The organism is Paenibacillus sp. FSL R10-2782, assembly GCF_038592985.1.
Taxonomy (GTDB): domain Bacteria; phylum Bacillota; class Bacilli; order Paenibacillales; family Paenibacillaceae; genus Paenibacillus; species Paenibacillus terrae_C.
In genome coordinates, this window is sequence record NZ_CP151951.1 from 685,818 (window position 1) to 699,243 (window position 13,426).

A 13,426-nucleotide genomic window follows, 5' to 3' on the forward strand; every position below is an offset into this window, starting at 1 on the left:
TGCATCTCTAATCATGAAATACGTATATAGTCCATCATAAACAGTGGATTGTCAATTGTATGTAGTGTCGCTTACTTGTAAGCTCTGAATATAAGAGCGACTATAAAGGAGTGATGGATTTGAGCATCTTCGACGCTAAGGCACGCGTGTGGGAGGAAACTGTGCAGATCCCTACGTACGGCATTGGCAAACCCGACAAAAATCCAATGTTTCTGGAGAAACGTGTCTACCAAGGAAGCTCCGGTCGAGTGTATCCGCATCCGGTAATTGATAAAATTGAGAATGATAAGAAACTGGAAAATTACCAAGTGGTTTTTCTGGAAAATAAATATTTGCGTATTGAGATCATGCCAGAGCTGGGAGGTCGTATTTATCGTGCGGTCGACAAGACCAACGGTTACGATTTTGTTTACTATAACAAGGTCATCAAACCAGCGCTTGTGGGCTTATTGGGGCCATGGATATCGGGAGGCATTGAGTTTAACTGGCCTCAGCATCACCGTCCCAACACTTACGGACCTGTCGAATACAAGCTGGAAGAACATGAGGACGGTAGCGCGACGGTATGGGTGAGCGAAATTGACCGCATGTTCGGCACGAAAGTAACCGCTGGTTTTACACTTCAACCGGATAAAGCATACCTTAAAATGGGGGCCCAGCTATACAACCGGACTGCCGAGCCTCAAACGTTTCTATGGTGGGCAAATCCAGCCGTAGCGGTACATGATCACACTCAATCTGTTTTTCCTCCGGACGTATCAGCCGTGTTCGACCATGGAAAGCGAGATGTATCCCGTTTCCCGATCGCTACAGGCATTTATTATAAAATGGATTATTCTGAAGGCGTAGATATCTCCCGATACAAAAATATTCCTGTCCCCACTTCATATATGGCCTATAAATCGGACTACAATTTCATAGGTGGTTATGACCATATGAAACAAGCCGGGCTTTTGCATGTGGCCAACCATCATATCTCTCCCGGAAAAAAGCAATGGACATGGGGGAATGGCGAATTCGGCCAGGCATGGGATCGGAATCTAACTGACGAAGACGGTCCTTACATCGAGTTGATGACGGGTGTATATACCGATAACCAACCTGATTTTACATGGCTTCAGCCGTATGAAGAAAAATCGTTCTCGCAGTATTTTATGCCTTATAAACATATTGGTATGGTCAAAAATGCTTCAATTGATGCAGCTGTAAGTTTGGACATGGATCGCAGTGAAGGGACAGCACAGATTGGAGTCTATGTGACTTCTCCATTTCGTAAAGCCGTCGTGGAATTAAGCAGCCAGCGGAGACTCTATATTAAAGAATCTGTAGATTTGGAACCTAGTATGGCCTTTGTACAGAAAATCGATCTCTTGGCTGATGATGATGAACTATGCTTAACTGTCAAAGACGCGACAGGGAGGGAGCTGATTAGCTACCAGCCGAGGAAAAAGCAAGTTGAACAGATGCCTGCTGCGGCAACACCCTTGCCGGAACCGGAGGAATTAAGAACGAACGAAGAATTGTATTTAGCTGGTCAACACTTGGAGCAATACCGTCATGCCACCTTCAAACCCGAGGCGTATTATCTGGAGGGCCTGAAAAGAGATGAGGAAGACAGCCGCATAAATGTGGCATATGGTACGTTGCTTCTCCGTAGAGGGTTGTATTCAGCAAGCGAAGCGTGCTTCCGTAAAGCCATTTCGCGGGTAACCTGGCGTAACGCTAACCCCTATGACGGTGAGGCCTATTATCAGCTTGGTTTATCGTTAAAACATCAAGGGCGACTGGATGAGGCGTTCTCTGCATTTTATAAATCAGTGTGGAGTGCGGCATGGCAAGACAGCGGGTATTTCTCACTTGCGCAGATTGCGACAGAAAAAGGGAACTATGAAGAAGCATTGGAGCTTGTGGAGCGTTCGATCATCCGAAATGCTCGCAACTACAAAGCACGCAACCTAAAGTCGGCTATTTTTCGTAAGCTTGGCAACTACGAAGCGGCAGTAGCTTTTTCCAAGGAAACGATTAAGCTCGATATCGCCGATTTTGGAGCTTACCGTGAGCAAGGATTATCACTAGAGGCTCTCGGGTTACGATCTGATGCTATAACGGTCTTCGATGAATTGAAAAAATGGACGCGTGGAGATGTGCACAATGATATAGCCATAGCCTCGGATTATGCGGCGGCAGGACTCTATGAGGATGCGGCATTCGTGCTGGAAGGCGCTTCAGAGCAGGCGCAAACCTACCCTATGCTGCATTACATTCAGGCCTTCTGCTATGCTAAAATCGGCAAGCACGAGCAGGCGAACAGGGCTCTCGCTCAGGCAGCCGAAGCAGTACCCGATTACTGCTTTCCCAACACTCTGTTTGAGTACGACGTGTTGCAATTTGCAGTTCAAACGAAACCGGGGGATGGAAAGGCACATTATTACTTGGGCAATTTACTCTATGATAAGAAACGGCACTTGGATGCCATTGCTTGCTGGGAAACATCTCGTACCATTGATGATACCTTCCCCGTCGTTCACCGTAATCTTGCTCTTGGATATTTTAACAAGCAAGGCCAAATAGAGCAGGCTCGCCAATCGTTAGAGCAGGCCTTTGCAGGCAATACATCAGACGCGCGTGTTCTTTATGAGCTTGACCAGCTTTATAAGAAACTGAATATCAAGCCTGATGACAGATTGAACCTGCTGGAGAGTTATCCGGGGATCGTAAAGCTTCGCGATGATCTGTTTTTGGAATATGTAACCGTTCACAATATTATGAAGCAGCACAAGATAGCGTTATCCTTGCTGACAGGCAGAACATTTCATCCATGGGAAGGCGGAGAGGGTAAGGTAACTGGACAGTATAAGCAGGCCAAAGTAGAGCTTGCCAAGTCCGACCTGAGGTCTGGGCGGATTGAGCAGGCTGTAAAAGGGCTGCGGGAGGCTTTAGTTTATCCAGAGAATCTTGGAGAAGGCAAGCTAAAGGGTTCGCAGGATAATGATATCTACTATTATTTGGGCTGCGCGTATGAGCGATTGAAATTAACAGATGAGGCAGCGCAGGCCTTTTCCACGGCCTCTCAAGGACTGAAGGAACCCATCAACCCCATGTATTACAACGATCAACAGCCGGATATGATATTTTACCAAGGATTGGCCTGGAAGAAACTTGGTCATGTAAAGGAAGGCAATCGCCGATTCAACAAGCTAATTGATTACGCTGAAAGACACTTGTTCGAACCCGTGAAAATGGATTACTTCGCGGTTTCGTTACCCGACTTTCTCATTTTTGAAGATGATTTGAATATTCGTAATCAGATCCATTGTACCTATATGAAAGCACTGGGCTTGCTTGGATTAGGGCGACAAGACGAGGCTATCCTGCATTTTGAATCTGTGCTTAAGCTGGAAGCTAACCACCAAGGAGCATTGAATCATATGGACTGGGAGGGAAGCTCAAATGAGTAATCTCTTGAGAAATGTACCACGCAAATTGACGATCACGATGTGGGATTTCTCTTGGTATACAATGACACAGGAAGGTGAGCCCTATAGCGATCTTGAAGCCCGTTTTAAAGAAGCGGTCCAAAGAGGCTACAATACGATCCGAATATGTGCTATGCCATTCATGTTGTTTACGGCTGATGGCAAACGCCCCGGACCCTTGGAGTTTGCCAACCTTGGGGAAGTAGGCCAGCGTACGCGCTGGTATAACTGTCGCGGCGGCGCAGTGCTGGATGGGCATGCTCATTTGCTTGAGCTGTTTAGACAAGCAAAGGCTCATAACTGTTACATTATGTTATCCTCTTGGGAATATCAGCAGAGTCCCAGCTTCCTGGCTCATGCTGAGCTTAGAGATGCATTAGCTGCAATTCCTCCTAAGGAAAGATTTATGACCATCGCAAGATCGATGGATCAGTTGATTCGTTTCGTTACAGCGGAAGGCTATAGGAACCAGATTATCTATACAGAGTTGCACAATGAAGTGGAGTTTGGACAGTTAAACGTTGTCGGAACGTCTGAAGGCATAGCTGAAACGGATGTATCAGCCCTCATTGAAGCCATGCAGCCCTATGTAGAGGAAGCTGTTGGATATCTTCGCCAATGTCATCCCGATATTAGGATGACGGCCAGCTATACGTTAAATGAAGCCTACCCTAAAGCTTACGTCGCACGTAATATGCAGGTTGCCCATTTTCATCTTTATATTAAAGGGATGCTCAATGAGCTTATGGAAGCCGCAGGGCTTGATGATGAGTTGTCGCCATTCCCCAATCGATTCGTACAATCCCTATTAAGAGAAGACGCTCCTCCATTTGCAGAGTGGACCCTGCCTTCGGAGCAAAATTGGCGGATGGAAGGTAATCCGGTTGGCATGAGGCTTATTTATTTGCATGACTGGGCAGACCCGGATCAATGGGATTTATTTTTGTACGACCGGTATGGAGACCATAAAATGGCCATGTTGCAGAAGGCGGACACCCGATTGGAAGAAATACATGAATGGACCCGTCATTCCGGCATTCCCATTGTCATAGGAGAAGGCTATGTAGGCTACACGCCGCTGTACGCCCAATTTGAAGAAGGCCCAGTCGGCAAGTTTATCGCTGAATATGTGCTGCGAAAAGGAATGGCACTTGGTTTCTGGGGAATGACCCTCTGCTCCAACTGTGCTCCGCATCATCCATTCTGGAATGATGTAGCCTGGCAGCGCAAGTGGAATCAATTTATCCTGAATTCAATATGAACGAATGAGGGGAGTGAACTTCATGAGAAACTATCGAATTACGGTCAAAGACGATCACAAGCATATTGTTAAAGGTCATATCCAGCTTGGTGGCACCCATCCAAAAGGAGAGGAGATCGGATTCACCAACTATTTTATGGAGAAGGACGGAGAGCCCTTTTTCGGCATTTGTGGTGAATTCCATTATGCCCGTTACGATGAACGCTATTGGGAAGATGAATTGGTTAAAATAAAAATGGGCGGCGTAAACATCATTGCAACCTATATTTTTTGGAACCTTCACGAAGAAATTGAGGGTGCTTTTAATTGGAGTGGGAACAGAAACCTTCGCCGTTTCATCGAGTTGTGCGATAAACATCAGCTATACGTCATGATTCGGATCGGACCCTTCAATCATGGGGAAATCCGAAACGGCGGTATACCGGATTGGTTATTCGGTCGGCCCTTTGAGGTTCGTTCTAATGATGAGGGGTATCTGTTTTATACAAGAAGAATGTATAACCAAATCGGCATCCAGGTTAAGGGATTGTTATATAAGGAGGGGGGGCCGATCATCGGCACCCAAATCGAAAACGAGCATCATCATGCATCTTCCCAGTGGGCATTGACTGTAGGAATTAATGATATGTGGTTAAACAGCGGAAGTGACGGTAACTCACATATGTTAAAACTGAAAGAAATAGCTCTGGAAGCAGGGATTGATACTCCAATCTATACCTGCACAGGATGGGGAGGAGCAACAACCCCTGTACCTGATATGCTGCCCTTGTGGGGCGGGTATGCCTACTGGCCATGGATCTATTACGAAGAGGGACGTTTGGAGGGGATGAACGAGCATCCTGCGACACCGGAATACATTTTCCGAGATAAGCATAATAACAAGATTCCAAAGAGCTACAATTTCGAGCCTCAATACGCCCCTGAAGATTATCCGTACGCTTGCTGCGAGATGGGTGGCGGCATGGTTCAGTTTTATAAATACCGGTTTGCCTTTCCCTATCGTAGTGTTCCAGCAATGACTGTCATGAAGGTTGCAGAAGGCTGTAACCTGATCGGATACTATATGTATCATGGGGGTTCGAATCCTCGGGGGGAGGTTAACCCGTTCACAAATGATCTGGCCACACCTAAAATATCCTATGATTTCAATGCCATGATCGGTGAATTCGGTCAAGTAAGAGAATCATACCAAAGAACAAAGCTCCAGCATTATTTTTTTTCAACGTTCCAAAAGCAATTCTCCCTAACGAAGACCATTCTGCCAGGCGATACGTCCCATATGGATCCTTACGATGTGAATACCTTGCGATATGCAGTTCGCTCCAGTGCCGGATCGGGTTACCTGTTTCTAAATAATTTCCAAGACCATGCCGAAAATGTCGACCTGTGCGATTTTAATGTAAGCATTGAGCTACCCGAGGAAACGATTGTCATCCCTAGTCAAGGGGAGCTGACGTTAGGACGTGAAAGCTTCGCTATATTGCCATTTAATTTCAATCTGGATGGAATGAAGCTCAACTATGCAACGTCACAGCTGATAACAAGGATAGAAGAGGCTGGAGAAGTATATTATTTTTTCTTTATACCGGAGGGCATGACAGGAACTTATGCAATGGAGTCAAAAGATATGATCAGTGCCACCATCGACAAAGGTTCGATAGACCAAATGGATGGGAACACGCTCATTAAGGTTGCTGAAGAGGAAGATAGTCTCATCCACCTGGTATCTAAAAGTGGCAAAAAAGTCGCCATCTACACGATGACTGATGAACAAAGTCTTAATTTTTGGAAGGTAAACCTGCAAGGTCGGGACAGAGTCATAGTGACAAGTGCCAATGTACTTGTATCTGGAGCTGAGATCAAGCTGGAGTCAACGGACCAGGAGATTGTAACACTGAGTGTATTCCCGGATTTTGACACCCCGATCACATCGATTTCTGGTGGAGAGCTGCTTGAAATAACAGAAAGTAAATTCTTTATAACGTATCATTTAAGGGCTCCTAAGAAAGAAATCCAGTTCTATTTGAAAAGGGTTAATGACGATAAACTTACTCTTGGTTTCGAAATAAATGCCTTTGACGGAATCAAGGAGGCTCTACTACGTATCGGTTATACTGGAGATATTGGTTATGCTTTTATTGATGGCGAACTGATTCACGATAACTTCTGCAACCATACGACCTGGGAAATGGGTTTGAAACCATTTGAACATCGGCTTATCGAGCAAGGAATGTATGTGTATGTTTCCCCCATTCGAAAAGGTAAGGTTCTCAACAGCAATACGACCATGGCTGGCTGGAAAGAGACGACAGAGGAACGAATCGTGGACATCGGCTCGGTCAGCATTGTACCTGTGTATGAGATCAAAATCACCATGTAACATGGTCCTCATCATTTAGTTCCTGATTAGAAAAGGGGAGACCTATAACCGTTACTAACAGAAGCTGTTGTGAGTAACGGTTATGATGGAATTTGCTGAATTAATGAGGGGCGAGGAGATCTTCCGCAATCTTTACTAAGTCCTGCTTGACCAACGGACTATTCGGATTGTCATAAATCTCGTAGAACAAATGATGGTTGTCATCTTTCCAACCAAGCCGATTTTTGCTTGTATTAGTTGGCTGTTTTGTCTTACCTGATCCGATGTAATATGCCTCGGTTCCCTTAATCGTCAACTTTTCAGCCGAATCTCGATCATTCTGAAAGATAGTCAGCTTGGATTCAGGTGTGAGTGTACTGATGGAAATGCTCACATAGTTGCTTCCTTTCACATACCGCGCTGTAGTAAGGTCCGCCTTTTTCCAGTTCAGCTTCTTTATAAACATCTTTTCACCTGCTGGAGCGGTTTTGGACTTTTGGATGAGCTCATCAACTAGAGTGCGATATTCTGCATTATTCAGAGATTTAGGGTACATAAAAGCAGGATACACATATCCGTAATCGAAATGGTAGCCGTCCGGCAGATGAGATGGACTATACAAGAGTGGTGCATGCGTCCGTTTAATTTCTTTCTGAAAGCTGCTGAAACTGGAGAATTCAACCCACTTATATTCAAATTTGACCGGATTAAGTCGGTCTTCGTTATTCATAAAATCATCCTTAACGTAATAGGCAGCATATTCTCCCGGCTGAAGCTGATTTTTTACCTTTTGGCTGTATGTATCCAGCACCTGTAAATACTTTTTAACAGAATCCGAGGGTTCATAAAATTTAGCTGTATGTAATACGATGTCACCCTTGCTGTTACGAAATTCAAGGTATTGCGAAGCCGCGTATCCGGTAATAGAAGCACCCAAAACAAAGAACGTGATCATAGCGGGGACTGCGATACCGGGTCGTAGACGCATTTTGGCAGTCGGTCCCGGTTTTCGTTGTCCCTTCTGATAGACCCGATCCATCACCTTGTCCGTGACATCAAACGCCTGGAGTTTCAACGCATTTTCCGGCAGTAAATCCATTTCCTTTATGCTTTTGTCTTGAACAGTGTGTTGAAGTTCACGCATTCCTCTTCCTCCTTCATAGCGTTCATTATTTTTTTGAGCTTTGTTTTCGTCCTGCCGTATTTTTTCTTGACCGCTTCCTGGCTTTTGTTCATGATTTCACCGATCTCGCCAAACGACTTTTCTTCAAAGATTCGCAGCACCAGCAGGCTTCGTTCTTCTGCTGTCAGTTTGTTCAGCGCCCGGCTGAGCGGTTCACTGAAAAGTTGGCTTTCTATATTCTGTGCAGCGCTGTCAGTGGTTGGCATGTTGTGGGTAAACAGACCAAGCTTAAATGCTCGTTGCAATTTCTTTCGGTGAATCAAGTTCAAGCAGTGATGATAAGCCATTTTATATAGCCAGGACGAGAAGCTCACAGTCGGCTTATACATGTTAATTTTCTCAAATGACTTAACGAGAATGTCCTGAACGGCGTCCTCGGCTTCTTGTTCGTTGCCCAGAAGCCGCCAGCAGTACACCAGAATCGGATGCTGGTACTTTTTTACGATAAAAGCGTAATCCTGGATTTCGCCTGCCTGAACCCGTTTAATCCTGTACTCTATTTCTTCATCCAAATCCTGAAGCACCTCCTCTGTGTCCAATATGCAGTTTATATACATATAACAATTGAAGTGAGCCCAAAGGGACACTTTTTCTACATATTCGCTAGAAAAGTCCTGAATTAAATATAGTATAAATAAATTTATACTATAGCCGGCTCCCTTGGAGCTGGCTGTTTTACTAAAAAGAATAGCATCCATGACTGAAATAAAATGGTACAATTGATGTGCATTCTCCATGAGGAGGGATACATGAATGACCATGACCATAGGACAGATTGTGAACCATCTGACCAAGGGAATAAGAACACCCAACACGACCGTAGATCTGCTTAACCCAGGGCATTTGGATACTGAGGTGCAAGGAATTGTAACCGCTTTCTGCGCGTCCCAATATGTGATAGAACAAGCTATTTCTCTAGGCGCAAATTTTATCATTACGCATGAAGGCATTTTTTATAGCCATCTGGGGATACAGGAATGTTTACGACATGATCCTGTCTTTTTGCAAAAATCCCGTCTGATTGCCGACTCGGGTCTAGGTATTTATCGTTTGCATGACACCATACACCGTTATCAGCCGGATGGAGTGATGGTTGGACTTCTCCAGGCACTTGATTGGCACACCTATGTTGTGAAACAGCAGCCGGCGTTCGCCATTTTGACAATTCCGGCTATGGAAGTGAAGGAGGTCGCCGAATATATCAAAGCCAAGCTTCATATTCGTTATGTACGGGTAGCTGGTGAGCTTTCCATGCCATGTGAACGAGTAGGGATTATGGTAGGTTACAGGGGAGGTGCTGAACCGGCCATTCCATTATTTCTAAATGAAAATGTGGATTTGATCATTGCTGGTGAAGGACCCGAATGGGAAACGCCAGAATATGTGAAAGATGCTGTCTATCAGGGCAGAAATAAAGCCCTTATTATGCTGGGACATGCCGAAAGCGAAGCACCTGGTATGAAATACCTCGCTGATGTGCTTTCCAGCCAATTCCCAACAATTCCTATACATTTTATTGAAGATCGCCCGGTGTTTCAAATATTGTAATGGAGAACACGTCTATTGTGATGATTATCCCGCATTGTTGTTATATCCGTTCATCAATTTTTATGAAATGGAGGCAAGATGATGGGAAGCAGAGTGATTACGTCATTCAACACAGACTGGAAATTTATAGAGGGTAATTACACAGGTGCCGAAAAGACAGATTATAACGATGAGCAATGGCGGCTCCTTCAAGTTCCTCATGACTGGAGTATAGAAAAATCCTTTGATCCACATATGCTGTATGGCGGGAATCAAGCTTATTTGCCCAGATGGTCTGTTGGATGGTATAGAAAGCATTTTAATGTGAAGCCCTCTTCTCCCAAACAGCGCGTTTACATACAATTTGATGGTATTCACAATAATAGTGAGGTTTGGATCAATGGGCATTTTGTGGGCAAGCGGCCTTATGGATATGTTAGTTTTCAATATGATTTGACCCCATATATTCGGTGGAATGAGGATAACGTGATTGCTGTCAAAGTGGACAATACGACTCTTCCGCCTGACAGATGGTATTCGGGGTCCGGTATTTATCGTAATGTGTGGCTGATTTGTACGGATTATATTCATGTCACCGGATGGGGGACTTACATCACCACACCTGAAATTTCGCCAGATGAAGCCAAGGTGAGTGCCAGAATCCAGATTACTAATCATCATGAGCATGCTGTAGAGTGTAATATGGTGACTGAAATTCTGGATTCACAGGGACAAGTAAAAGGAAAAATTGAAAACCGAGTGACTCTATCGGGCTTTGAAACGGGCGAAATGGAGCAAAAAACGCGGATTTTAGAGCCAGAATTGTGGTCACCGGAGAACCCGGTGCTCTATGAAGCTCAAACCATCATTTATTGCGACAATAAAGAGGTAGATTGTTATCGAACCCCTTTTGGCATAAGAGAAGTGAAGCTGGACGCTCAAAAGGGGCTATTTCTGAATGGAAGCAGCTTGAAGCTAAAGGGAGTTTGTATTCACCATGATTTAGGCTGTCTGGGAGCTGCTTACCATGATACGGCCATGAAGAGAAGGCTACAGAGGCTGAAGGAGATGGGCTGTAACTCGATTCGTTTTGCTCATAATCCGATGGCGCCTGAATTGTTGGATCTTTGTGATCAGATGGGATTCCTGGTAATGGATGAAGCTTTTGACAAATGGAAATCTCTTTCCTATGAGCATTTATTTGATGAATGGTGGGAAAAGGACCTGGAGGCGATGCTCGTAAGAGACAGGAACCATCCCAGCGTTTTCATATGGAGTGTGGGGAATGAAGTAGAGAACCAGGGTCAACCGTCCATGCTCAAAATGCTGGAGCAGCTCGTTGCCTTTTGCCATGAAAAGGACCCCACCCGGCCTGTTACCTGTGCGCTTGAGCCACATAATACACCGATCAGCCTGCGTGATGGTTCGATTCAAGCTAAGGTGGAGCATACCAGGCTGCTGGCACAACGAGTGGACGTTCTGGGGTTAAACTATCAGGAGCAGTGGTATGAGCACTACAGAAGGGCCATGCCGGATACGCTAATCATTGGAACGGAGACTTTTCCGTATTATCGTGGTAAGGATAATCGGGTTAAAGGTTATTTGCCCCACAATCCCTGGTTTGATGTCGCTAATCACGATTATGTGATCGGTCAATTTGTGTGGAGTGGAATTGACTATCTGGGAGAAACAAGCTATCCCTCCAAAGGGTGGTCGTCGGGCCTGATTGATACTTGCGGGTTCCGCAAGCCTGTGTCCTTTCTTCAACAAAGTTTATGGTCAGATGAGCCTATTGTGCACATTGCTGTACTTCACGAACGTATGAAGCCGGAACACAATCCATCGTGGACGATGCACTGGAAATGTCCGGGTATGGAAGATCATTGGACATTTCCTGAATATGGCGGAAAATTGATACGGTTAGTTACCTTCACCAATTGTGAGCGCGTGGAATTGATCGTGAACAATGAATCTTATGGTGAAAGAAAGCTTGTCGATTACCCTGATCATTTAATCATATGGGAGCTTCCCTATACACCAGGCAAAATCCGGGCTATTGGCAGTAATGGAGATCATAAGGTCTGTGTGCATGAATTAACCACTGCCGGGCTTCCTTATGGTCTAAAGTTGCAGGCTGATCGGGCGGTTCTACCTGCCAATGGTCATGAAATATCTCATGTGGAGGTAACTGTCACAGACCAAGATGGAATTATTGTACCTAATCAGGAATTTGATGTAACATTTAAACTGCATGGTAATGGTCGTATCCTTGGAATAGATAACGGCGATCTCACCCGTGATGAACCCTTCCAGGGAAACCAGATACGAACACACAGAGGCAGGTGTCTTGTTATAGTGCAATCCGGGTATCTGGCAGGTGAGCTGTTGCTTCAAGCTTCAGCAGATGGAGGGTTGCAGGGGGAAGCCAGACTAAATATTGAGCATGAATACAAATGACAATTCAAGGTTGAGGAAACGGTCCATCTGGCGCGTAAAGCGGATGTAGCTGTATTGGTACGGTAGTAGTGCCTCCAGTTCGGCGTAGCCTTACCGATACGGTAACGTCCGAGCTTGTGATCGAGCGTTCATGATAGGTCTGATGATTCATTTTGGAGCGGTGCGCGTTTTTTCACTCGTCTTTGTCCTTTGAAAAACAGTCGAGTTTAAAATTGAAAATGTTGTGTAACTCACAATATTTTCGGAAATAATTATGATAACTCCTTTATGGTGAGCTAGCTTTTGTTAAGAGTTTTTGAAAAACGCATTGTGAAAGGTCTTTGCGTTTTTTTACGCTTTGTTTTCTTCTAAATATAAGCAGTGAGGATGTGTTTCGCATTGCCCAAAACCAATATAAACGGATATAGTATGCATTACACGGATCGTGGAAAAGGGACGGCAATCCTGTTCATTCATCCTCCAGTGTTGACAAGTTCGAATTTTCAATATCAAATTCAGGAATTGTCCGATCGTTTTCGTACAGTAGCTTTTGATATTCGGGGCCATGGTCAAAGTGAGCCTTCCAAGAAAGCGATTACCTATCCGTTAATTGCCGAGGATATGAAGCAGCTTATGGACGAGTTGAAGATAGAGAGGGCATTTTTATGCGGTTATTCGATAGGTGGCTCCATTGTGCTTGACTTTCTGTTAGCCTATCCTGATCGATCCCTGGGCGGCATTATCATCGGTGGCATGTCGGAAGTTGGGGGTAGGGAATTAAAAAACAAAATATCACTTGGACATATGTTCTCCAAACTGGGATTGATCAGTCCGATTGCTTTCTCCACTGCTTGGAGTCAAGCTCATAAAAATTTATCCTTGTTCTGGACGTTGTTTAACGATGCCAGAAAAGGAAACGCCAAAAACGCGGAGCAATATTACAATTATAGTCTGCACTATAACTGTACAGCACATTTGCAGGAAATAAATCATCGCGTCCTGTTAATTTACGGAGAGAAAGACAAACTCTTTTATCCATATGCCCGGTTGTTGCATGAACGATTGCCCCAAAACGAGCTGATTTTTATTGAGGATATGGATCATCGAATTCCTACGAAAGCAGCCAAACCATTAAACCGATTAATTAGCCAGTTTGTAAGCCGCTTCTGAAAAAATTCAGGAGC

Annotated in this window: 8 protein-coding genes; 6 read left to right on the forward strand and 2 right to left on the reverse strand. The window is 44.7% G+C overall.

Annotation, left to right across the window (positions count from 1 at the left end; all coding sequences use genetic code 11):
• Nucleotides 1–113 precede the first annotated feature (113 nt).
• From NST83_RS03115 to NST83_RS03125, 3 genes are read left to right on the forward strand one after another with little or no spacing between them, the layout of a single operon-like run.
• Entirely contained in the window at nt 114–3,458 is a 3,345-nt protein-coding gene (locus NST83_RS03115) for a DUF5107 domain-containing protein (protein WP_342416533.1), read from the forward strand.
• Nucleotides 3,451–4,737 (forward strand): cellulase-like family protein, encoded by a 1,287-nt coding sequence (locus NST83_RS03120; protein WP_342416534.1) that lies wholly within the window; start codon nt 3,451–3,453, stop codon nt 4,735–4,737. Before NST83_RS03115 ends, NST83_RS03120 begins: the two co-directional genes overlap by 8 nt.
• A gap of 22 nt (nt 4,738–4,759) precedes the next feature.
• Nucleotides 4,760–7,117 (forward strand): beta-galactosidase, encoded by a 2,358-nt coding sequence (locus NST83_RS03125; protein ID WP_342416535.1) that lies wholly within the window; start codon nt 4,760–4,762, stop codon nt 7,115–7,117.
• 100 nt (nt 7,118–7,217) lie between these two features.
• Here the strand turns inward: NST83_RS03125 and NST83_RS03130 are convergent, their stop codons facing one another.
• Together NST83_RS03130 and NST83_RS03135 are read right to left on the reverse strand one after the other, a co-directional pair.
• Complete coding sequence (locus NST83_RS03130) at nt 7,218–8,240, reverse strand: DUF4367 domain-containing protein (RefSeq protein ID WP_342416536.1); 1,023 nt, start codon at nt 8,238–8,240, stop codon at nt 7,218–7,220.
• Complete coding sequence (locus NST83_RS03135; RefSeq protein WP_342416537.1) at nt 8,201–8,791, reverse strand: sigma-70 family RNA polymerase sigma factor; 591 nt, start codon at nt 8,789–8,791, stop codon at nt 8,201–8,203. The genes NST83_RS03130 and NST83_RS03135 overlap by 40 nt, the downstream gene beginning before the upstream one ends.
• A 241-nt stretch (nt 8,792–9,032) precedes the next feature.
• Between NST83_RS03135 and NST83_RS03140 the strand changes: the two genes are divergently transcribed.
• The 3 genes from NST83_RS03140 (at nt 9,033) to NST83_RS03150 (ending at nt 13,412) form a co-directional block, all read left to right on the forward strand.
• Nucleotides 9,033–9,827, forward strand: coding sequence for a Nif3-like dinuclear metal center hexameric protein (locus tag NST83_RS03140; RefSeq protein WP_342416538.1), 795 nt, complete (start codon nt 9,033–9,035; stop codon nt 9,825–9,827).
• A gap of 81 nt (nt 9,828–9,908) precedes the next feature.
• Nucleotides 9,909–12,263, forward strand: coding sequence for a glycoside hydrolase family 2 TIM barrel-domain containing protein (locus tag NST83_RS03145; protein ID WP_342417860.1), 2,355 nt, complete (start codon nt 9,909–9,911; stop codon nt 12,261–12,263).
• A gap of 378 nt (nt 12,264–12,641) precedes the next feature.
• Nucleotides 12,642–13,412, forward strand: a complete 771-nt coding sequence (locus NST83_RS03150) for an alpha/beta hydrolase (protein ID WP_137061468.1) — start codon at nt 12,642–12,644, stop codon at nt 13,410–13,412.
• Nucleotides 13,413–13,426: the final 14 nt, after the last annotated feature.

Coding starts and splice junctions, on each gene's coding strand:
- NST83_RS03115 (WP_342416533.1), top strand. CDS start 114: ATGGATTTGAGCATCTTCGACGCTAAGGCACGCGTGTGGGAGGAAACT.
- NST83_RS03120 (WP_342416534.1), top strand. CDS start 3,451: ATGAGTAATCTCTTGAGAAATGTACCACGCAAATTGACGATCACGATG.
- NST83_RS03125 (WP_342416535.1), top strand. CDS start 4,760: ATGAGAAACTATCGAATTACGGTCAAAGACGATCACAAGCATATTGTT.
- NST83_RS03130 (WP_342416536.1), bottom strand. CDS start 8,240: ATGCGTGAACTTCAACACACTGTTCAAGACAAAAGCATAAAGGAAATG.
- NST83_RS03140 (WP_342416538.1), top strand. CDS start 9,033: ATGACCATGACCATAGGACAGATTGTGAACCATCTGACCAAGGGAATA.
- NST83_RS03145 (WP_342417860.1), top strand. CDS start 9,909: ATGGGAAGCAGAGTGATTACGTCATTCAACACAGACTGGAAATTTATA.